Source organism: Paenibacillus sp. S33 (assembly GCF_053615415.1).
The window spans coordinates 799,222-821,627 of the sequence record NZ_JBSIEZ010000001.1; the positions used below are offsets into that span (position 1 = coordinate 799,222).

21 protein-coding genes are annotated in these 22,406 nt (G+C 44.2%); 17 read left to right on the forward strand and 4 right to left on the reverse strand.

Features of this window, described 5'->3' with window-relative positions; translation table 11 throughout:
• Positions 1-103: 103 nt before the first annotated feature.
• The 3 genes from ACWGXJ_RS03745 to ACWGXJ_RS03755 all read left to right on the forward strand — a co-directional run bounded on the left by ACWGXJ_RS03745 (position 104) and on the right by ACWGXJ_RS03755 (position 3,630).
• A complete protein-coding gene (locus ACWGXJ_RS03745) occupies positions 104-349 on the forward strand; it encodes a hypothetical protein (RefSeq protein ID WP_254351229.1) in 246 nt (81 codons plus the stop codon).
• A gap of 82 nt (positions 350-431) precedes the next feature.
• Positions 432-1,931 (forward strand): glycoside hydrolase family 68 protein, encoded by a 1,500-nt coding sequence (locus ACWGXJ_RS03750; RefSeq protein WP_452566222.1) that lies wholly within the window; start codon positions 432-434, stop codon positions 1,929-1,931.
• 106 nt (positions 1,932-2,037) lie between these two features.
• On the forward strand, positions 2,038-3,630 hold the full coding sequence (locus ACWGXJ_RS03755; protein ID WP_452566223.1) for a glycoside hydrolase family 32 protein: 1,593 nt from the start codon (positions 2,038-2,040) through the stop codon (positions 3,628-3,630).
• Between the two features lie 176 nt (positions 3,631-3,806).
• Here ACWGXJ_RS03755 and ACWGXJ_RS03760 read toward each other — a convergent pair whose 3' ends face one another.
• Positions 3,807-4,271, reverse strand: a complete 465-nt coding sequence (locus ACWGXJ_RS03760; protein WP_013369372.1) for a MarR family winged helix-turn-helix transcriptional regulator — start codon at positions 4,269-4,271, stop codon at positions 3,807-3,809.
• Positions 4,272-4,561: 290 nt separating this feature from the next.
• Between ACWGXJ_RS03760 and ACWGXJ_RS03765 the strand changes: the two genes are divergently transcribed.
• From ACWGXJ_RS03765 to ACWGXJ_RS03780, 4 genes are all read left to right on the forward strand, one after another.
• Positions 4,562-4,996, forward strand: coding sequence for a hypothetical protein (locus ACWGXJ_RS03765; protein ID WP_452566224.1), 435 nt, complete (start codon positions 4,562-4,564; stop codon positions 4,994-4,996).
• A 217-nt stretch (positions 4,997-5,213) separates the two neighbouring features.
• On the forward strand, positions 5,214-5,399 hold the full coding sequence (locus ACWGXJ_RS03770) for a hypothetical protein (protein ID WP_061831982.1): 186 nt from the start codon (positions 5,214-5,216) through the stop codon (positions 5,397-5,399).
• Positions 5,400-5,416: 17 nt separating this feature from the next.
• Entirely contained in the window at positions 5,417-5,716 is a 300-nt protein-coding gene (locus ACWGXJ_RS03775) for a spore coat protein (RefSeq protein ID WP_250259444.1), read from the forward strand.
• 245 nt (positions 5,717-5,961) lie between these two features.
• Positions 5,962-7,302, forward strand: coding sequence for an amino acid permease (locus ACWGXJ_RS03780; RefSeq protein ID WP_452566225.1), 1,341 nt, complete (start codon positions 5,962-5,964; stop codon positions 7,300-7,302).
• A 20-nt stretch (positions 7,303-7,322) separates the two neighbouring features.
• Here ACWGXJ_RS03780 and ACWGXJ_RS03785 read toward each other — a convergent pair whose 3' ends face one another.
• Complete coding sequence (locus ACWGXJ_RS03785; protein WP_452567861.1) at positions 7,323-7,955, reverse strand: LysE family transporter; 633 nt, start codon at positions 7,953-7,955, stop codon at positions 7,323-7,325.
• Between the two features lie 320 nt (positions 7,956-8,275).
• Between ACWGXJ_RS03785 and ACWGXJ_RS03790 the strand changes: the two genes are divergently transcribed.
• From ACWGXJ_RS03790 to ACWGXJ_RS03815, 6 genes are all read left to right on the forward strand, one after another.
• Positions 8,276-9,244: an SIS domain-containing protein gene (locus ACWGXJ_RS03790; RefSeq protein ID WP_452566226.1), complete on the forward strand. Its 969-nt coding sequence runs from the start codon at positions 8,276-8,278 to the stop codon at positions 9,242-9,244.
• A gap of 28 nt (positions 9,245-9,272) precedes the next feature.
• A complete protein-coding gene (locus ACWGXJ_RS03795; protein ID WP_069291085.1) occupies positions 9,273-10,085 on the forward strand; it encodes a PfkB family carbohydrate kinase in 813 nt (270 codons plus the stop codon).
• 96 nt (positions 10,086-10,181) lie between these two features.
• Positions 10,182-10,895 (forward strand): GntR family transcriptional regulator, encoded by a 714-nt coding sequence (locus ACWGXJ_RS03800; RefSeq protein ID WP_061831977.1) that lies wholly within the window; start codon positions 10,182-10,184, stop codon positions 10,893-10,895.
• 135 nt (positions 10,896-11,030) lie between these two features.
• Positions 11,031-12,614: an amidohydrolase gene (locus tag ACWGXJ_RS03805; protein WP_452566227.1), complete on the forward strand. Its 1,584-nt coding sequence runs from the start codon at positions 11,031-11,033 to the stop codon at positions 12,612-12,614.
• 2 nt (positions 12,615-12,616) lie between these two features.
• On the forward strand, positions 12,617-14,047 hold the full coding sequence (locus tag ACWGXJ_RS03810; RefSeq protein WP_452566228.1) for a YfcC family protein: 1,431 nt from the start codon (positions 12,617-12,619) through the stop codon (positions 14,045-14,047).
• A gap of 112 nt (positions 14,048-14,159) precedes the next feature.
• Positions 14,160-15,830: a ribonuclease J gene (locus tag ACWGXJ_RS03815; protein WP_069291088.1), complete on the forward strand. Its 1,671-nt coding sequence runs from the start codon at positions 14,160-14,162 to the stop codon at positions 15,828-15,830.
• A gap of 284 nt (positions 15,831-16,114) precedes the next feature.
• Here the strand turns inward: ACWGXJ_RS03815 and ACWGXJ_RS03820 are convergent, their stop codons facing one another.
• A complete protein-coding gene (locus ACWGXJ_RS03820; protein ID WP_452566229.1) occupies positions 16,115-17,380 on the reverse strand; it encodes an NAD(P)/FAD-dependent oxidoreductase in 1,266 nt (421 codons plus the stop codon).
• 291 nt (positions 17,381-17,671) lie between these two features.
• On the opposite strand from ACWGXJ_RS03820, the gene ACWGXJ_RS03825 reads away from it, so the two are divergent.
• The 3 genes from ACWGXJ_RS03825 (at position 17,672) to nadE (ending at position 20,898) form a co-directional block, all read left to right on the forward strand.
• On the forward strand, positions 17,672-19,411 hold the full coding sequence (locus ACWGXJ_RS03825; protein WP_452566230.1) for a two-component system sensor histidine kinase NtrB: 1,740 nt from the start codon (positions 17,672-17,674) through the stop codon (positions 19,409-19,411).
• Positions 19,412-19,552: 141 nt separating this feature from the next.
• A complete protein-coding gene (locus tag ACWGXJ_RS03830; protein WP_013308727.1) occupies positions 19,553-19,987 on the forward strand; it encodes a BrxA/BrxB family bacilliredoxin in 435 nt (144 codons plus the stop codon).
• A 101-nt stretch (positions 19,988-20,088) separates the two neighbouring features.
• On the forward strand, positions 20,089-20,898 hold the full coding sequence (nadE, locus tag ACWGXJ_RS03835) for an ammonia-dependent NAD(+) synthetase (protein WP_025722646.1): 810 nt from the start codon (positions 20,089-20,091) through the stop codon (positions 20,896-20,898).
• Between the two features lie 91 nt (positions 20,899-20,989).
• On the opposite strand, the gene ACWGXJ_RS03840 is transcribed toward nadE, so the two are convergent.
• Positions 20,990-21,817, reverse strand: coding sequence for an alpha/beta hydrolase family protein (locus ACWGXJ_RS03840; RefSeq protein WP_452566231.1), 828 nt, complete (start codon positions 21,815-21,817; stop codon positions 20,990-20,992).
• 184 nt (positions 21,818-22,001) lie between these two features.
• Between ACWGXJ_RS03840 and acpS the strand changes: the two genes are divergently transcribed.
• Positions 22,002-22,406: a holo-ACP synthase gene (acpS, locus tag ACWGXJ_RS03845; RefSeq protein ID WP_069291092.1), complete on the forward strand. Its 405-nt coding sequence runs from the start codon at positions 22,002-22,004 to the stop codon at positions 22,404-22,406.

Here is a 22,406-nt window from a genome sequence, read left to right on the forward strand (position 1 = left end):
TATATTCATAGGTATAGGTTACAAAATGGTAAAAAAGTCTTAAGGAATTGTAACAAAAAATATGTTTCTGAATTGAGCTGTAGGGTACTAAGGAACCATTTTTTTGAACCCGCTTACAAATGAGGCTTTGTATGATTATTTTAGAACGATTTTGCATGTAAATGAAGCAACCAACCTAGCAAAATGGGACACGGAAAAAAATCAAGTAGCAAATATTTCTGAATGTAATAGGAATGAAAAAAAAGGAATTTTCAGAAAATTACTAGGAAAATATGAGGATGAAATTCATAGAGGAACCTGTTTTCTTACCTCACATAATAGGGCTTTTCAGTCTATATCAATCGTTTGACATACCATATAAAATGGCCCTACCAACCAAAAAGTTGGGTTTCAAGTCTAGAAGCATAATTAGATTAAGGGAGATGGAGTACTTGAAGTTTAACAAATGGTTCAGTAAAGCAGCCACTGCAACAGTAGCAACTACCTTGCTGTTAGGAGGCGGCGTTCAGGCTTTTGCCGAGGAAAATGATGCATCTGATCTCAAAACAGACAGTGCATTTACGCAAATTACGCGTAATGACATGCTGAATATTTTCAAACAGCAAGGCAAAGAGAAATATGAGGTTCCGTCCTTCGATGCGTCTACAATTAAAAATATTCCTTCTGCTATGGGTCGCGACAGCTCAGGCAAGCTGATTGATTTCGATGTCTGGGACTCTTGGCCGTTACAAAATGCCGATGGCACAGTAGCCAATTACAAGGGGTACAATATCGTTTTTGGACTGGCAGGCGATCCTAAAAGAGGCGAGGATACATTCATATACCTGTTCTATCAAAAAGCGGGCAATACTTCACTAAGCGGCTGGAAAAACGCTGGCAGAGTATTTAAAGACAATGATAAACTGCTTGCCAACGATCCGATTCTAAAAAATCAGTCAGAAGAATGGTCAGGTTCAGCTACCTTAACCTCTGATGGACAAGTACGTTTATTCTATACCAGCAGACAGCCATATGATCCGAATAACAATTTATACGGCAAGCAAACCTTGAGCACGGCTCAAATTAATGTCTCTCAGCCTGATGATAAGACACTGAAAGTAGATGGAGTCGAGGATTTGAAATCGATCTATGACGGTGGAGATGGGAAAATCTATCAAAATGTACAGCAAAGCGTCGGAGTGGAAATGGATAATCATACCCTTCGAGACCCTCACTATGTCGAGGATCAAGGCCACAAATATATTATATTTGAAGCCAACACAGGGACAGAAACAGGCTATCAGGGCGAAGATTCGATTCAAAACCCAGCTTATTATGGCGGCAATAAGAAATTCTTCACGGAAGAGCAACAAAACCTGTTGCAAAGTCCTAAGAAAAAGGGAGCTGAGCTGGCGAACGGCGCACTGGGTATCGTTGAATTGAATGATGATTATACGTTGAAAAATGTAATGCCTCCTTTGATTGCATCCAATCTGGTAACAGATGAAATTGAACGGGCGAATGTGTTCAAAATGAACGGTTTGTGGTATTTATTTACGAGTACAAGAGGTTCCAAGGTGACTGTAGATGCGATCGGTGACGATGATATTTACATGCTGGGTTATGTTTCTACTTCCTTGACAGGGCCTTATAAACCGCTGAATGGAACCGGTCTCGTTCTTCATCAGGATCTGGATCGTGATGATGTTACCTGGACGTATGCCCATTTTGCTATCCCGCAAGGCAAAGGCAATAACGTAGTCGTGTCGAGTTATATGACCAATCGTGGGCTTTTCCCGGATCACAAATCTACTTTCGCGCCAAGCTTCCTGCTGAATATTAAAGGCTCGAAAACGTCTGTTGTGAAAGACGGTATTTTGGAGCAAGGGCAAATCACGGTTGATCCAACGAATGACAAAAAAGAATCTCCAAATGAGTATGGGAAGAAATAAGTAGGTATAAGCAGTATGTCCGAAGGCGGCGGCTTGGTAGCAACCCGATCTGTCGTCCATCGGACGATACATAACGATGCAATGAGAGGTAAGGAGGATCGTCATAATGAGAAAAAAAGCTCCCAAGAATATTTGGATACGATCCGTTGTAATCATCACAGGCTTAACTATATTTATAGCTATGGGTTGGAGTATGTACCAACAGGATACAGCCGAACCCCCAAAATCTGCTGCAACTCCAAAAAATCAAGCGAATCAAAGTAAGCCAACAACACCGACCTACCGGTCAGCCTATCATTTTACCGTTCCAGATAAGTGGAAGAATGATCCTCAACGGCCTATTTATATGGATGGAAAATATCATTATTACTATTTATATAATCGTGATTATCCCAAAAAGAACGGTACAGAATGGCGACATGCCACATCCACCGATCTGGTTCATTGGAAAGATGAAGGGGTGGCGATTCCAAAATATACGAACCCGAATGGAGATCCTTGGTCCGGTTCGGTCGTGATCGATGATAATAATACCGCAGGTTTTGGAAAAGGCACGCTGGTAGCCATTGTGACACAGCCCTCCGCAGATGGCGGAAAGCAGGAACAATTTTTGTGGTACAGTAAGGACAAAGGCAAGACGTTTACTTCTTACCGCAACAAGCCTGTGATGTCCAACCCCGGTACAAAGGACTTCAGAGATCCCAAAATCATCCGAGATCCTCAACGTAATCAATGGGTGATGGTCATGGCAGAGGGAACGAAGATTGGCTTTTATGAGTCTGATAATTTAAAGAATTGGCGGTATACGAGCGGCTTTCAAACAGAAAATATTGGGCTTGTGGAATGTCCTGACCTTTACCGGATGCGTGCGGATAATGGAACCTATCAATGGGTTCTGGGTGTGAGCGCCAATAGCAAATCAACAGGCGGACCCAACACGTATGCCTATTGGACGGGAGATTTTAATGGAGAAGCATTTCTCCCTAATCACAGTGAACCTGAGTGGTTGGATTATGGGTTTGACTGGTATGGTGCAGTTACGTTCGAGGAAGGAAAAGATAAAGATAAATATAGCCACCGTTATGCTCTGGCCTGGATGAATAATTGGGATTATGCCAATAACACGCCTACCCTAAAGGAAGGCTTTAATGGAATGGATTCGATTGTTCGCCAAATTCGACTGAAACATACGGAAGATGTTGGATATCGTTTGGTTTCACAGCCGGTACCCCATTTGGAGCGATTCCAAACATCCAAAAAATCATTAGGAACGATTAAAGTAGAGGGTGCTCACCGGCTTCCGGTAGCAGGCGATGCCTATCAGTTAGAGGCGGATGTATCTTGGTCCACGATTAAAAATGTAGGATTGAGGCTTCGAGAGTCGACGGATGGCAAGCGTCATGTCGATGTGGGTGTCTCAGTGGACGGTCAATACTCCTACGTAAATAGAGCCAACACCGGGCAGCCGGATCAGAGTGGAAAATATGTAGAGAGCAAGGCGCCTTTTGATGCTAATAAGAAAAAGGTCCACCTGAACATTCTCGTCGATAAAACCAGCATTGAAGTGTTTGTAGATGGTGGAGAAGTAGCTTATTCCTCTTTAATATTTCCACGGTTAGAGGATCAGAAAATTACTCTTTTTTCCGATGGCGGTCCGGCTGTGTTTAACAATGTAGTGATCAAGCATTTTAGCCGATAGCAGGTACTTATGCTGTTCGTAAGCTTGGGCATATTTCGCTCTATTCTGGTATATAAAAAGTCCACCCATGAATATAAGGGTGGACTTTTCTGTGTAAATCTAAATTTTCGTTTTAGCACAGCTATAAGATTGTTCGTTTATTCACAAACGATTAGTTGCTAAAATTACTATTCATTCTATTTGTGATAAGGTGACAAGTTATCAGCGCTACGGCCCAATTTTTTGAGCAAGCCGATGAGTTGATCTCTTTCGGTTTCACTGATTCCGCTAAAGGCACGTTCAATCTGACGTGTATAATCAGGATAAATTTCGTCCATGACACGTTGTCCTTCGTCCGTCAATTCTGCATATATAATCCGACGATCTTGGTCGCACGGGTGACGGTGCAAATAACCGCGGCTTTCCAGTTTGTCGATAACATAAGTGACATTTCCGCTTTGCAGAAGCAGCTTTGCTCCAATTTGTTGGATTGGCTGCGCGCCCTTGTGATATAAAACTTCCATCACGGCGAAGGCCGTTGGGTTGAAGCCCACCGTTTTGATGCCAGCAACCGCATGTTCGTTTACACTTTTGAATGACTTGGCAAACACGCTATACAAATGCATGGATTGCTGTGTCACCAATGTTCGGTAATCTATCATCTTCATTCCGCCTTTATGTATGGATTTGGGCATCCTTTGACCGCTCGGCTCGGATGACCGGGCAACCATACCCTTGTTACTAGCATAAAGGGATTTACGTAGCGAAAACATGCGATTTGTCACAGTAGCTGCTTTTTTAACTATTTAATTTCAAAGCTTTAAAGTAAATTTTTGAAAAATAAAGGTTTTGAATGTAAAAATACTGTTCCGGTTGGTTATATTAAAAATAACATACCTAGCTTGATGAACCCCAATTAACCAAATAAGCTACTTCAGAGGAGATGAAACACATGGATACAGGTTCTTTCCGTTTTCAATTTCGTGATCCGCAGCAAGCCGTCCAAGCCTGTGAAACATTAAAGGAAATTGGATACTCCGCCAGCACAAATGGTGACACAGGTCTCAGTGTTCATATTGAGAACCAGGATGTGCTGTCTGCATTGGAAATTTGCCAAGCCTATGAAGGGAGCATGATTGAGGTAGGGACTCTTTTCTCTAAACCGGATCAATATCCCGGTTTGCAAGGAAATATAGGTGTACATAATCCAGGTTATAGCCCGGAAGATTGGATTATCCCGGCACACACGATCAACGAAGACTGGAGCGAAGCTTATAAAAATGGCTCCTCTCAAACGTACACTAATACGATGGAGGAGCACAACGTCAGCTCTGATCAACAACCTGAAGACGAAGTGGATGGATTTTCTGGAAGCATCCATATCTGATTTTGTCCTAAAAGTCATGATTAGAATTTGAGTCTTCACTGTTCAGCTCATATTAGGATAAAGCTCCTATAAGACCATTAATTATTGTGGCTTTGAAGGAGCTTTTTTTGTGTGGGAAAAACTCAGTTAGAGCTTTCACCAGAATTGAAATTCTGTAGGATATGCATAAATAGCAACGGCAGCAGGGAATAACAATTTCAGAAAGGAGGTCTTGACCTTGCAAAAATTAGGAGTTCACGAAAAATTGGAATTACATGAGCTACTTACGTTTAAAACAACTTGCCTGACAAAAGCCCAAACCATGATTCCTTTAGTATCAGACACAAATTTAAAAAACATTTTGCAGCAGGATGTAAACGGTGGTACACAAGATATTCAACAACTTAAAAATCTGCTCGTGTAATTTAAAGGAGGATTAACGTGAATTCTATTGTTCAGAACATGACTGGAATGGGCGGAATGACGGATCAGGTGATCGCTTCAGACCTGTTGATTTCGGCTAAAAGTGGAATTAAAAGCTATGCAATTGCCCTGACAGAGTCAACCAGCTCGGAAGTTCGCAATGTTCTTTGCGACCAATTGAGCAAAGCTGTTAATCTTCATGAACAAATTTTTAATTATATGAAGAACAATGGTTACTATAACGCTTATGAGCCGGATCAGCAAATACAAATGGATATTCAAAATGCGGACAAGGCACTTTCTATGTCTAAATTTTGATAATTAATAATTAACGCAACAAAAGATCTATTTAGTCCCAACTAAGTCTCTGGTTTTATGTAGAAAAAGCATCAGCAAACCTTAAACGAGTTTGCTGGTGCTTTTTTATTACATAAATAGTCACACTTCTAATCCAGAAATCACAAATAACGAAATGAATTGCTGTCCACATGAAATATGGTGAAGAAGGCAATCATAATATCGGAGAACTAGGTCTCAATATCAGGAATAGGGTGATTTTCATTATGGGCAAGTCTTCAGCTGTTAAGCAAAAAGATCAAAAACTAAAATGGTGGCAACTTAGTTTATTAGGCGTTGCAGGTACCATTGGTACAGGATATTTCCTCGGGTCTGGCTTAGCGATCTCCATAGGTGGTCCAGCCGTGCTGATTGCATACTTTTTTGCAGCAGTGGGAACATATGTGGTGTTTGATGCCCTTTCGCGCATGACGGCAGATCATCCTGAACAGGGTTCTTTCCGTTCCTATGCCCAAAAAGCATTTGGAAGTTGGGCAGGATTCGGCAGTGGATGGGTGTATTGGTTCTCAGAATTGCTTATCAATGGGAGCCAACTAACCGCGCTATCTATATTCTCACGCTTTTGGTTTCCTCAGGTACCGATGTGGATCTTTGCGGCAGGCTTCGGGCTTTTAGGGCTTGTGATTGTTTTTTTTGGCAATAAGGGTTTTGATCGAGTTGAAAATGTACTGGCCATCATTAAGATGGCAGCTATTGTTATGTTTCTGGTTTTGGCCGTTGCTCTTTTGGCAGGCTGGATTGGAGGAGGAAAATATAATCCGAAGTTCCCCATCAGTTACAAAGAATTTTTTCCGACTGGGGGCATAGGATTGTGGTCATCTTTTATTTTTGCTTTTTATGCATACGGAGGTATTGAAGTGCTCGGAATTATGTCTAATCGGCTTCAAAAACCGGAGGATGCACCTAAAGCAGGCAAGGTAATGCTGATTACACTGGTTGCTGTGTATGTGCTTTCGATTGGTCTGGCTGTGTCTATGGTACCATTAAGTGCCTTTAACCCGAAAGAAAGTCCTTTTGTGCTTGCGCTTAGCAGCGATCATCTGGTTTTTGTGCCTCATTTATTTAATGGAGTGCTTATTATTGCAGGGTTCTCCACAATGACAGCATCTCTATATGCAGAGACATCTATGATGCTTACGCTTGCACAGGAAGGAGATGCGCCCAAATTATTTTCACGGAAGTGGAAGGGCAAATATCCTCTTTTTGCACTTAGTTTGATCTCCGTTGGATTAATATCAGCCATCGTAATGTCGTTGCTGCTACCGGGAAAAGTATATGAATATATCACTACAGCAGCGGGTTTAATGCTGTTGTATAATTGGTGCTTTATTTTGCTGTCTTCAGGTAAGCTACTGGAATCGAGCAGATCAAACAATATTAAACGTTGGATTGGATTATTGTTGATAGCTTTGGCCGTGGTCGGATCATTTTTTCATAAACTTAGCCGCCCGGGAGTGTACATCAGCTTACTGCTTGTCTTGTTAATTGCAATATGTGACCTCATTGTACAATGGGTTCGCCGAAAGCACGCCAAGGAATCTCGTTAACGTTGTCAGTGAGTTAAGCGTTAGTGTAAAAAAAGTAATTGAAATGCTTGTACGCCAAAATAAAAGCCAAAACCGATAAGAGATAATCCGGACATCCAAGAGATGGTTTTAAGCAATCCGGTTTTTAAGAACCGCCGGAAAATACTTGAAGCGGCTGCCATGGTCACATCCCAGAGTAACACGCCTAATACAATCGCTCCGCTATAGATCATTAGCTGTTGTACTGGATATGAATTAGCGACGTTTGCGAGTATGGATCCGTAAATGCCAAGCCAAAAAAGGATGGAGAGAGGATTAAATAATGACATTAGAAAACCGGACATAAATGAGTTACTTAATGTATTACCATTTCCCCTTAATTCGGATTCTGAAATCACACCTGCATTTTTGATGCTTTCAATACCTGTATACACAAGTACGAAAAAACCAAACAGCCATAAAAAAGCTTTGACAAACGGAGCATTAAGAAGGTGAATCATTCCCAAATAAACAAGCAGCATATAGATAATGTCTGCGGTTATTGCACCAAGCCCAATAAACCAGGCGTGCCAAAAACCATTCTTGATACCCCGATCCAACTGTGCGGCATTAATCGGTCCAATAGGGGCCGAAAGTGACAGACCAAGAAAAATATAACTGATAAAAGTATTAATGGTGACTCCCTCCTTGTTTTTTATTGGATGTTATGTATTTTGTCTATTTAAGTTTATTCGGACAAACCCATTTATAAGACCATATTTTTTGTGCGTATATTGTAGGAGTAGCCTCGTTATTGCCAACCAACCTATCAATGAATTAAATCTAAAAAAGGAGCTCTAATTCCGTTCACACAAGGATTAGAGCTTTTTTAATGACAGGTTATAAAAAAAGTTTATTTGATCGAATAATTGGGGTTGACACTTTTATTGAAAGCGCTTATATTTATCTCGTAAACAATACGTTATATAACGTTATGTAAAAAGGAGAGATAAAAATGAATGTACAACAGACGGTTCAGACGATTTATGAACAAGCAAGTGGAGAGATTTCCGAGGTATATTTAGTAGCCTGCGGGGGCTCATTAGTTGATATGTATCCCTCAAAATATTTTCTGGATAGTGAAGCAAAGAAGCTGGTAGCAGGGATGTATACGGCGAATGAATTTGTGCACGCGCTGCCAAAACGATTAGGTAAAAACGCTGTAGTCATCGTTTGTTCTCATGGAGGAAACACGCCGGAGTCGGTTGCGGCTGCTAAATCAGCCAAAGAGAAAGGCGCTTACACCATCGGCTTAACCCACAATAGTGAAGCGACACTGCTCAATTATTCTGATTATTCATTCCTTTACGAGTGGGGAGATGAGAGCGATGTCAAAAATAACCCGATGGCTATTATTTTGGAGCTTGTTGTTGAGTTGCTTCAAATCGCTGAAGGCTATGTGCATTATCAAGCTTTCCAGAACGGCTTGGGAGCAATCAATGGAATTATTAACCGGGCAAAAATACAAGTTGAACCGCGTGCCGGTGTATTCGCTGACAAATATCGCAATGAAGACCTCTTCTATATCCTGACCAGCGGAGCTTCTTATGGACATGCGTACGGATTTGCTATCTGCTCTCTAATGGAAATGCAATGGCTTCATGCGGCTTCAATCCATTCGGGTGAATTTTTCCACGGACCGTTTGAAGTAACGGATAAAGAAACTCCATTTATCCTGATGATCAACGAAGGACGCACACGGGCATTGGATGAGCGGGCACAGACTTTCCTAAATCAATATGCCGAGAAAGTGGAAGTGATTGATGCAAAGGAGCTTGGAATCGGAACTATTGCCGACGAGGTCGTCGAGTTTTTTAACCCGGTTTTATTTTACAGCATTGTATGTGTTTATCGTGAAGCACTCGCAGATGTACGCAATCACCCACTGGAAACTCGCCGTTATATGGGCAAAGTAGCTTACTAAGCGCACTTACCAACAGGAGGAAACCATCATGAAAGTTCTAGGCATTGGCGATAATGTGGTAGATAAATATGTTCATCTGCGCATGATGTATCCTGGCGGCAATGCGCTTAATTTCAGTGTGTTTGCCAAAAAAGCGGGAGTAGATGCAGCCTTTATCGGAGTATTCGGAGATGATAACGAAGCACAGCATGTAGAACACATTCTCCGTGAGCTGGAAATCGACATTTCACGGTGCAGATATCACAGCGGTGAGAACGGCTGCGCACGTGTAACCCTGGAAGACGGAGACAGAGTATTTCTGGGCAGCAATGAGGGAGGAGTTACACGTCTCCATCCGCTGAAGCTGAGTGAAGATGACAAGGCCTATGTTGGCGGGTTCGACCTTATTCACACCGGCTTGTACAGTCATACAGGGCACTTGCTGCCTGAATTGAAGATGCTGGGAATCCCTCTTTCTTTTGACTTTTCGGATGATTTCATAGATGCACAGGTGGAGAAATATATTGCGTACGCCGATTTCGCTTTCTTCTCTTGCAGCCATATGACGGATGAAGAGACGCAGAACTATATCCGCTCCAATCGAAAAAAAGAGGGGCAAATTCTGGTAGCCACACGCGGCGGAGATAGATCTATCGCCTATGATGGTACTAAGTTCTATTTTCAAATGCCTGATTCCGTGGACGCTGTGGATACGATGGGGGCAGGAGACTCTTATATAACCGCCTTTTTACTGAGCTTTTTGAAAAATGGCAACATTCAGGACGCTATGGCAGAAGGCACGAGGGTTGCCGCCCAGAGCTGTCTGGTAGAAGGTTCTTTCGGATACGGCGTCCGCTACTAAAAAATTATGTTCAAATATCTTCACTTGTAAGAATATGTAACATTTGATACTCTAAGTGGGAGTAATATAACGTTATATGACAAGTGAGGGCACATTATGTTGAATTCGGACCAAGCAGAGCCATTATATATTCAATTACAAAAAGCGGTCAAAACGGCTATTCATAATGGAACATTTACGCAGGGAAGCCGTATACCGACCGAAACTGAGCTAAGCGAGACCTACAATGTAAGTCGAATTACCGTAAGAAAAGCCATTGCCGAATTGGTTCATGAAGGTTATCTGACCAAACGTCAAGGAAAAGGTACCTTTGTCAATGTACCCAAAATTGGGCGGAAGATTGAACATGTCATCAGCTTTACGGCTGCCTGCAAATCCAACGGCCTATCTTCACACAGTGTGGTCACAGAACGTGAAATCATAGAAGCAGATGAGGAAATTGCACATCAGTTGCAGCTGCAACAAGGAGAAAAGGTGTTATATATTCAGCGCAAAAGATACGCCGGTGATCGACCGCTAATGCTGGAGAATAATTTTTATCCTTATGACCGATTTTCTTTTCTAATGGAAGAGCAGTTGGTGGACTCTGTATACGAACTGTTACGTCATAAATACAGCATTGATCCTAACCAACCGGGAGAGACGATATTACAAATCGCTTTGGCGGATGAATACCAGGCAAAGCTGCTGGAGACGGCCATCGGACAGGCGTTGTTCTACATGCACACGATTATTTATGATCAGCATGGAGGCCCCGTTCATGTAGGTAAACAGTACATCATTGGAGATCGTTATCAATTCTCAATATAAATCCGTTGCCTGTTATGTAAATGTATTCAGGTACGGCGCAGCTTCTGCTTCCACTCTATAAGAGAAGCAGAAGCTATATTATAACGTTATATTACGTTATGTAGTGAGGCGGATGAATAATGAGGGGGTGAAATTGTGCAAGGGAAGAATGATACATTAGCGGACAAAGTTTTACTGTCAAATGCTATTTTTAATGGCTTAGAAAATGAAGCCTCGCCGGGGTTTATTGCACTGCGAGGAGAATGTATTGCAGCAGTGGGGCGCCCCGAGGAGGCACAAGCTTGGATAGGAGCGGGAACGGTTGTCTGTGATTTGGGCGATGCTTTTATCATGCCAGGAGTTCATGACAACCATGTATTTTTTACCGGATATATGTCGATGCATCGGGGCGTGGATTTGACTCATGCAGCCTCGATTGAAGAAGCAATGGAATCCATGCTACAAGCAGCAAACAACCTTCCGCCAGGGAAAGATGTAACCGCTTACGGCTGGAGCGAGGAAGGTTGGGGCAAGCTGCCTGAGCAAAGCTTGTTAGACGAGTTGTTCCCTGATCGGGCGGTAATTGCTATTAACCTAAATAAAAGCTACTGCTGGATGAACCGACTGGCACAGGAGAAATATCAATTTTTGCCGGATCAATGCAGTGCTGAGGCACGCGCTTTGCTGCTCCAAGCTATGATGCAGGATCACAGCCTTGTCAAACAAGAGTTTATGGAGTTTTGCCGCATACTAGCTGCACGAGGAGTTACCTCCATAAAAGATATTGGCTTTGACCGGCATAGCGAGCTGCTGCCGATTCTAGAAGAATTGAAAGAAACAGGAGAACTGCCGCTCCGATTCCATTTCTCACTTGAACCCGTTGTTGAACCGTTGGATATTGGCACCGGTATGAAGTATAAAGCACTTTATAATGGGGACCTTATTCGTTTCCAAGGATACAAGCTGATGCTTGACGGCGTCGTAGCAGATCATACGGGGGACATGCTGGAACCGTACGCAGATATGCCTGAAGTCACGAATTTGAGGACGGTTGATTACGAAAAAATTGAAGCCTCTGTGCTGGAAGCGGACAGCCAAGGTATCAAATGCTGCCTAACTGCAGAAGGTGATGCTGCGATTCGCCAAGCGGTATCCATGATTGAAAAATGCCGCGAACAACAAGGTAATAACCTTATCAGACATTCTATCAGTGATCTAGAGTATCCTCATCCAGATGATTTGATCAGAATGGGCGAAAACGAAATTTTTGCCGAAGTCTACGCCCAAATCCTGCTACTGAATCCAACCTATGAAGAGGCCTATATGCCTGTTGTGGTAGGCAAAGGTAATGAAAACCGATTTTATAATTATAAATCTATGCTGGAGGCTAACGTGCCAATAACCATTGGGACTGATCTGCCTTTATTTATCACAAGTGTTCCTGATTCACTGTACTCAGCTTCTCATCGGTTATTTCCGGACGGATCACCTACTGGAGGCTGGTATCCCGATCGTGGGATGCCGCCATTCGAAGTTTTAAAAGCATGGACCATTAATGGAGCCAGACATTGTTATATGGAAGAGGTCACAGGCACGCTGGAGGCTGGAAAATATGCTGACATCGCCGTTTTTGACCGCAACCTTCTTAATGCATCCGCTGGTGATATCAGGGATGCCCAAGTGATACTGACCATTATGGGAGGGAAGGTTACTTATAACCATTCTTGGAATGAGGGATAGACATGAACATCGAGAAAAAGAAATGGAAATTAACCTTGCCCCATAGCTATACCTTAATATTTTTGATTATTATTACAGTCGCCGCATTGACATGGATTGTACCCAGCGGACAATTTGACCGGCATGAAGTGACAGTGAACGGTGTGACCAAAACTGCGATCGTTTCGGGCACCTATCACACTGTACCCAAAACGGGTGAGAACGGTGATTTAAGACAAGGACTCCCCCAAATCCTAAGCGCTCCTATTGAGGGGATTATCAATGCCGCCGATGTGGTCTCTTTTGTCCTTATTGTGGGCGGCTCCTTCGGGATTATACTGCAGACGGGAGCCATTGACCGTGCCCTGACAGCTCTTGCCAGACGGCTGAAGAATAAGGGGATTCTGCTTATTCCAATAGCCATGGTTATATTCAGTCTCGGAGGCTCTACCTTTGGGATGAGCGAAGAAATTATTCCGCTTTATGCGATTTTTATTCCATTAATGTTTGCCCTAGGCTTCGATTCTATGACTGCTATTCTCATTCTATTTCTGGGAACGCAAATTGGCTATGTTGGTTCGACTGTTAATCCATTTTCAGTATTGATTGCCCAGGGGATCGCAGGAGTGGAGGGGAATCCTCAGCTCTGGCTGAGATTTATAGAATGGCTTGTATTTACTATGATTTCTATTGCCTTTACGATGTGGTATGCGCACCGGGTTAAGAGAAATCCGGAGAAATCCATTGTTTTTCAGAGTGATATTATAAATCGCGAGCAGTTTATAAAAGAAAATACAGGTGAGGACGTCGTCTTCACGTTTCGGGACAAATTAATTATAGGTGGATTTATTGTAACGCTTGGAGCAATTGTCTGGGGAATTTTGGCCAAAGGCTGGTATATGACTGAAATCGGCGCCCTTTTCTTCGCACTCGGTCTTTTTGTCGGGGTAGTTACTAAAATGAGCCAGAAGGAAATAGCTGAGAATTTTGTAAAAGGGTGTGGAGAATTCATCTACGCTGCAGTGATCATAGGTCTCGCCCGCGGAATTCTGATTATCGCCGAGCAGGGTATGATCATCGATACCGTATTGAATGCACTCGCAAGCATTCTGGAAGGATTGCCAAGTTACTTGTTCACTACTATTATGTTGGTTGCACACAATATTATTACTTTCCTGGTCCCATCTTCTTCGGGGGAAGCAGCACTAACAATGCCTGTACTTGCACCGCTTGGCGATCTTGTAGGTATCAATCGTGAAGCAGTAGTCACAGCGTACCAATTCGGTAACGGGTTAACCAATCTCATTTCACCGACAGGCGGAGTACTGTTGGCTGGATTGGCCATTGCCCGGATCAGCTTTGGACAGTGGCTGAAGGTAATCTTCAAGCTATTCCCCATTCTGTGGTTAGTTGCTGCTATTTTTGCTGCGATTTCGGCTGCAGTGGGTATCTAATAAATCAAGTGAGAGCCCCTGTCTTTTAGAGACAAGGGTTTCTTTTTGTGCATAAGTTTACGTGAAAAATGAATAATATGGATAGCATTTTCCTAAGGAGGAAATAAAATTGATGCATGCTGATAATAGATTACTCGTTGCTGCTCTAGGCGGTGTTAATGAAATCGGGAAAAACATGTATTTCATCCAATACGATCAGGATATTGTCGTTATCGATTGTGGCTCCAAGTTTCCTGATGAGAACCTGCCTGGTATTGACCTTATTGTGCCCGATGTCACCTATCTGCTGGAAAATCAGGATAAAGTCAGAGCGCTCATTGTGACTCATGGGCATGAGGATCACATCGGAGGTATTCCCTATCTGCTGAAACAGATTAATATGCCCGTTTTTGGCACAAAGCTCACCATCGAATTAATTAAGATTAAGTTAAGGGAGCACAATCTTTTACGTGATGCTGAGCTTCATCTTATAGATGCAGATTCAACCGTTCAAGCGGGAACGATTCAGGCCTCTTTTTTCACCACGGTCCACAGTATCCCGGATTGCCTGGGTGTCTTTTTTCAGACACCGGAAGGAAATGTGGTCCATACCGGGGATTTCAAATTCGATATGTCTCCCGTAAGCGGACCTTTTCCCGATCTTCATCGAATGGCTGAAATAGGAAAGAAGGGGGTAAAAGTGCTGCTCTCCGAAAGTACAAATGCGGAAAGACCGGGATTTACCCCTTCAGAACGTTTGGTTGGCGGGCATATTCTAGATGCATTTGCCAGAGCCAAGCAGCAGGTATTTATCTCCACGTTCGCTTCTAATGTGAACCGTGTTCAACAAGTCATTGACGCGGCTGTGGAAACAGGTCGCAAACTGGTTTTACTCGGACGCAGTATGGTAAATGTGGTTTCGGTGGCGAAGGAGCTGGGCTTCTTGCATATGCCTGAGGATTTGTTGATTGAGCCGGGGGAAACAGAGCGGTTCCCCGCAGAAGAAATTGCAGTTTTATGTACCGGAAGTCAGGGAGAGCCGATGGCCGCATTGTCACGTTTAGCCAATTCCCTGCATCCCAAAATCGAAATTTTGCCTGGTGATACGGTCATCATTGCTGCGGGAGCCATACCGGGGAATGAGCGAAACCTTTCCCAGGTCATTGATAATTTGTATGTGCTGGGTGCCCAGGTTATTTATGGATCAGGCAGCTCCACGGGAATGCACGTATCCGGTCATGGCAGCCAGGAAGAATTAAAATTAATGATGACCCTGATGAAACCTGAGTATTTGATTCCCATACACGGTGAATTCAGGATGTTGTATCAGCATCGTCAGCTAGCGGAGTCAGTGGGGATTCCGATGGAGAATGTATTTATCGTCCATAACGGTGACACTGTTCAAATCGAAGAGGGAAGAGCATCCCTGGGGCCCAAAGTATCAGCCGGTAATAGCTTGGTAGACGGGTTGGTAACAGGGGACGTAGGTAATATTGTACTACGAGACCGTAAAAAGCTTTCTTCAGACGGAATGCTGATTATTGTGATGACGTTGAGCAAAAACGAGAAGCAAATGCTCGCAACGCCAGAGGTCATTTCAAGAGGCTTTGTATATGTTAAGGATTCCGAAGAGCTCATGAGTCAGATCCACGACACGATTATGTCCACAGTGAACGAGTTAACCGAAATCGAAATGAGTCAGTGGGGACTGATTAAGCAGATGTTAAAAGATGATGTTGGCCGCTTTATTTACAGTCAGACGAAGAGAAGACCCATGATTTTACCTATCATTATTGAGGTATAGAATAGCGACAAATGTCAAAACAAGATAGAGCTTGTTCAATACGCGATTACTCAAAAAAAGACTTAAATCAGCAATACAACTGATTTAAGTCTTTTTGATTTCCTATTTTCCCTAAAAATGCGGTTGTAATGGCGGTTTCTAGCGAAGCGGAGGATTTGAATCTGGAGAAGCGAAGCGTTCGCCTTTGCCACGGGATTCTAACCTTCAAATTTTTTAAAATCCAAAAAGAATCCCGTGGCAACAGCGATCGTAAGATCAAAGCCTACGCGTAGTGTCTCCCACTCCTACAGCATCACGTTTAAAGCCGCTTGCGTTCCTGCTGTATGCCCTGTCGTAAACGCCGCTGTAATATTATAACCACCTGTGTAACCGTGAATATCGAGAATCTCACCGCAGAAGAACAATCCAGGCATCAGCTTGGACTCCATCGTTTTCGGATTAATTTCCTTCAAATTCACACCGCCCCCGGTAACAAATGCTTCCTTCAGAGAGAGCGTACCGTTCACACGGATTGGAAACGCCTTAATGCGATGAGCAAGTTCTTGCCATTGCTGCTTGGGAATATGATCATAGGTCAAGTCCTCACGCAGTTCGGCTTGCTGGAGCAACAATGGAATCAAGCGTTCCGGTAAATAAGGCTTAAGCACATTTTTGATCGCTTTTTTAGCATCGACCGATGCCAATTCCAGCGTCTCACGGTAGACTTCATCGGCATGTTTGTGAGGCTGTAAATCCAGAGTCAACAACACCGTGTTTACCTTATCCTTTTTCATTCCCTTGACGACAAACTGACTGCACCGCAAAGCAGTTGGGCCAGATAGACCGAAATGTGTAAAAATCATATCTCCTTCATGGACGACAACTTTTTTTTGCTTCGCATTCCATACGGTCAGACTGATATCGCGTAAGGATAGTCCCTGAAGCTCTTTCGTCTGGATGAACGTCTCGCCTGAGGTCAACGGCACCTCTGTTGGGTACAGTTCCGTAATCGTATGCCCTGCTTGTTCTGCCCATGCATAGCCGTCACCTTCCGAGCCTGTATGCGGGACGGATTTGCCGCCAACGGCTACAATGACATTACGGCTATGTAGGATTTCACCGGAACGCAGCCGCACCCCAGCCGTATGACCTTCATTGTAAATAACCTCTTGAACAGGACAGCTTGTCCGAATCTCGACTCCTTGAGAGCGTACCTTGTTGATCAAAGCATCGACAACTGTTTTGGCTTTGTCCGTCACTGGAAACATACGCCCATTGTCTTCTTCCTTTAAGGCTATACCCAGCTGTTCAAAAAAGGCGATGATATCCCGATTGCCGAAAGCCGCCAGTGCACTGTGCAGAAAACGGCCATTGCCGGGAATGTGCCGAATGAGTTCGTCCAGCTCTTTGGCATTCGTGACATTGCAACGGCCTCCACCAGAGATCCCCAGCTTTCGCCCGAGCTTATTTCCTTTTTCAAGCAAAAGCACCTTGGCGCCCTCACCGCTGGCAGCGGCAGCAGCCATTAATCCGGCTGAGCCGCCTCCGATCACAATAACGTCGTAAGTCATAAACCTCTTCCTTTTCGTCGACAAATTTTCAAAAAATTCAGAATGGTGTAACCGATTTTTCATCATATCGTAATACCGTCGCTTCGGATAGCCTTAGAGCACAGTAAACACGTATATATTTCAATTTGCAGGAATTTAAAACGCGTAAAAACGTTCCTGTTATATACATCTAGTATTTAGCAGATTTTGTCGTTCTACACCGGGATTTTAACACATATATTGTAATATATTGTAGCCTGTGCTTTAATTCAACTAACGGCGTCAAGGAAAGATGATGAGGGGGAGAAGTCCTTGTTAATTGCGTTGAAGGAAAGTGTGCTCCAAGTTCTCCTTGCCGTTATATCGGCGGGTTTTTTCTCTATATTAACGGATTATGGGGATAAGAAAAAGGTTTGGGGCGGCAATCTGCTTCCTGGACCCAATCAAGGAATACTGTATCTGTGTTGCTTGCCAGCCATATTGCTATGTACACTCTTTCAATATCAGTCTCCGTATGGTCTACCTTCCAATCTCGGTATTATTCCCCTTGCTGTTGGCATCATGTACGGTAGACGTCGCACTGCCTTCGTGCTCGCCGCTTCCGCACTGATGGGTGTCCTGATTATAGCCCAGTCGACAGAAATGTCCCCGATGTATGTGGGTACGGGTTTTATTCTTTTTCCTTTTATGCTGCTGCATGTCAAGTTTTTTCAAAGAGGAACCTTGGTGGACAAAAAACTCCTAATCTCCGCATATGTTGTGGCTGATATGCTGTTTAAGGCGATATTTCCGCTACTGTGGGGCAAACAGGATATTGCGGTATACGTTCCTGACTTACTTACAACGTTCTGGAATATTGGTGCAGGGGTGCTGGCAAGTTTTACGGTCGTGAGTCTGATGCATAATGCCTTTGAGAAGCTGGCGCTGCGGCGTGATGTGACTGAATTTACGAGCAAATACTTAATTGAAGTGGATAAGCTGCGTCAAGTTATGGATTTGATGCCGTTATCTCTTGTTACTCTGGACAGCGAAGAACGAGTTATACATATGAACAAAACGATGCTGGAACTCTACCAGGACTTCGATCCCTACATTACACTGCCTGAGGTAGTAGGCCGTCCATTGACCTCGTTATATGGTTTTAGCGCTTTGCCTGTGGTTAACGAACGAGTTGCAAAAGCGTTGCAAGGAGAGGCGGGTGCTGATTTTATAAATGTTACTCCCAAAGTATTCTTCTCAAGTTTCCTTCCTATTCGGGATAAACACGTAAACCAAACGACAGGCGTCATTATCGCCTTGCAAGATATTACAGAGCTGGAGACGCTGCGCAGTGAGCTAGGCAATTTCGAGAGGCTCAGTCTGGTCGGACAGATGGCAGCGGGCATTACTCATGAAATACGTAATCCGATGGCGGTTGTGCGTGGTTTTTTACAGCTTATGCGTGAGAAAAGTCCAGAATCTCTCAACCATTACTACCGTATTGTGATGGAGGAACTTGACCGGGCGAACGGAATTATTAACGATTTCCTTTCACTGGCCCAGAATCGGATTGTCGAGAAGGAGCAATGTCATCTGCATGATATTATTCGCGAACTGACGCCTTTATTGTGGGCAGATGCGAATCTGAGGGGGCAGACGATTGAGCTAAAGCTGGAGGAGCATGTGACGATGCTGCATTTGAACCCTAAGGAAATGAAGCAGTTGCTGCTTAATTTATCACGTAATGCGATGGAAGCTATGGGAGAAAAGGGGGTGTTGACCATTTCGACTCATGAGGAAGGGGATTTCGTGGAACTCGAAGTAAAGGACACAGGTCCGGGAATTCCGCAAAAACAGCTTGAAAAGCTGTTCCAACCTTTTTACACCACCAAAACGAAAGGTACAGGTTTGGGGCTGGCCTTATGTCAAAGTATAGTGGAGCGTCATCACGGTACGATTGCCGTAGACTCGGTGGAGGGAATGGGCACGCAGTTTAAAGTCCGATTGCGCAGAACCGTCCCGACTTACCGGGATCACGCTGAACCTTCTGTCATAAATTCGATACAGAAATAATCGTGCAAATATATAGCCGGATTTTTGCAAATTACGTGAAAAAGATTGTATAATGAAGTTTAGATGTCCATGCCTTTACTACGGCAAAGGATGAAATTAAAAACGTAGTATACATGATTTTTGGAAAAGGAGTGAAAGAATATGTCTATGTCTTTCGATCAATATATGAGAGATTCAGTTCAGCCAATGCGCGATGAACTGACGAATCTTGGGATTCAGGAACTGCGTACTTCTGAAGATGTGGAGGCCAAGCTGCCTAATGCTAAAGGGACAGTGCTGGTTGTTGTGAACTCGGTATGTGGTTGTGCCGCAGGCCAATGCCGTCCGGGTGTGGCTGAAGCGTTGAAGCATGATATTACGCCAGATCATCTGTATTCGGTTTTTGCCGGACAGGACAAGGAAGCAACGGCAAAGGCTCGCGAATTTTTCGCACCTTACCCACCGTCTTCCCCTTCCATCGCGCTGTTGAAAGACGGCGAGCTGGTTCACTTCATCGAGCGTCATCAGGTGGAGGATCGTTCGGCAGATCAGATCGCTGCTGATTTGACCAGTGCATTTGATCGTTTTTGCCGGTAAGACTGCTCAAGCTATGCCCCGCATTTTTCGCCTGCGAAACTTGCCGGGGCTTTTGCATGTTGGCTTGTGAAGGAAATTCCTAAAAAAGAGGTGCTTATCTGATGAGTTTGCAGGAACAGATTATTGCTGAATTGGGAGTACAGCCTACGATTAATGTAGAGGCGGAGGTCCGTAAACGTGTGGATTTCCTCAAGTCGTATGTAACGAAAACGGGAAGCAAAGGGCTGTTAATCGCCATCAGTGGCGGGATTGATAGTGCCGTAGCAGCCGCTTTGTGCAAGCGGGCTACAGATGAATTGACGCAGGAACAAGGGGACGAATACAAAACGCTGGGTGTATTCCAGCCATACGGCCAACAGGAAGATATCGAGCATAGCTACGCGGTAGCCAAAGCGTTCGACCTGAAATATGCTGGGGAAACGAACATTAAGGAAGCCGTGGACAAGGTTGCCGTGGAAGTAGAGCATACGTTAAAGGATATCGGTCTGGAGCGTTCCATTACTCCGCAAGTGAGAGGGAATGTAAAGGCAAGAACACGTATGGTGGTTCAGTACGCACTCGCGAATGAGCTGAATCTGCTCGTCGTTGGCACAGATCACGCTTCAGAAGCTATCACAGGCTTTTATACCAAATGGGGCGATGGTGCGGTTGATATTACGCCACTTAGCACGCTTAACAAACGTCAGGTGCGGTTGTTGGCCAGCTATCTTGGAGTTCCGCAGGCCATTTTGGACAAAGCGCCTACAGCAGGATTGTGGGAAGGCCAGACGGATGAAAAAGAACTGGGGATCTCCTACGAAGCAAACAGCGACTACCTGGAAGGCAAGGAAATTGACCCGGCGGCACGCGAAAAGCTGGAAAGCTTCTTTACACGTACAGCGCATAAGCGGACAAGCATCCCAGGAGTGTAAGCATTAATCATTATGGAATTGTAAAATCATGAAGTAAATAAATGCGGCGATCCGCCCGGCGGATCGCCGTTTGTATTGAAGGGGCAATAATTTAATTGGTGATCCACTCAATGAAGCGGCGGGTTTCAGTAATCGCTTGATCCAGTGGAAGGCTACCTCCCCGGAATGGATGAACGGTATTAAAGGTATGATTGCCGCCTTGAATTTGTACCCATTCGATATCGGGACGAACGGATGTGAGCAGGGCAGAGCCCTCCCGTAGACGTTTGGAATCTTCGGTTCCCTGGATCAGTACAGCTGGGAGCTGGCTGTTGGCAAGTCTGTCTACAATGGCAAAACGCTGGCGATTTTGTTCCAGGTCATCCAAAATGACAGCATCCAGCGGAAGCTGTTGTCCGGTTCTAGCGTTCTCCACATAACTGCGCCCCTTGGCGCGCATTTCTTCTTTTTGCGGTAAAGTAAACAAATCAAGATCTGTCACGCCATTCCATGAAATGACGCCAGCAATCTCGCCGGGATGATCCAGAGCATATACAAAGCAGCTTCCCGCGCCTCGGCTATGTCCTAACAGAAACAACGGCAATTCTCTGAACTCATGACGTGCTCTCAGATTGGACAGCAATAGTTCCAAATCCTCTTGTTCGCGGCTATAGGTGTTGCGTGCGAACTTTTCCAGCTCGGTAAAATTCTCTAGATCCTCACCTATGCCGTTATGTGAAAAGTTGAAGGTCACAACATGGTTATCCATACTCAAGGCCTCTGCTATATAGGGGAACATGCCCCAATCCTTAAATCCTTTGTAGCCGTGAGCGATGATGAGCAGGCTTTTGGCTGTATTTTTAGCGGGAAACCAGGAAGCCCGGATCACCGCATCTGTTCCTGCTTCGGTACCTGCTTCAATAATAATGGTTTTTGACATCCTATCCTTCCTTTCTACGGGAATTTTTTTAAATGGGCATATGAGCTGAAGTTCAAAACATTCACCTATAGCCTTTCTTATTTTAACATATTTTGGTGCCGCTTTTACGCCTTTGTGACTCGCCAGGGTGAGGACGCACTGTTACAATAGATCCAGTAAAGTAAAAAGGACGGGGAATACCCAAATGATCTACGGAATTGGACATGATGTGCTGGAAATAAGCCGTATGGCTCATATTTTGGCAGGTAAATATGCAGATGCGTTTTTGAATCGGGTGCTGACCCCGGCAGAACGTGAGCTTGCTGTGGAACGCAAGGGTAGACTAACGGAGTTCGTAGCAGGGCGCTTTGCCGCCAAGGAAGCGATAACGAAAGCCTTCGGTTGCGGAATTGGGCAAATCATCGGGTTCGGCGATATGGATATTTTACCGGAACCTGGGGGGAAGCCAGCCGTTTATTTGTCTTCATCCGCATGGGATAGACTGAGATTGCCGTCTACAGGTGACTCGAATTACAGCATTCACTTGAGTATTACACATCAGCCTAACATTGCCTCTGCTTTTGTGATTGTCGAATATAAGGAGATGTGA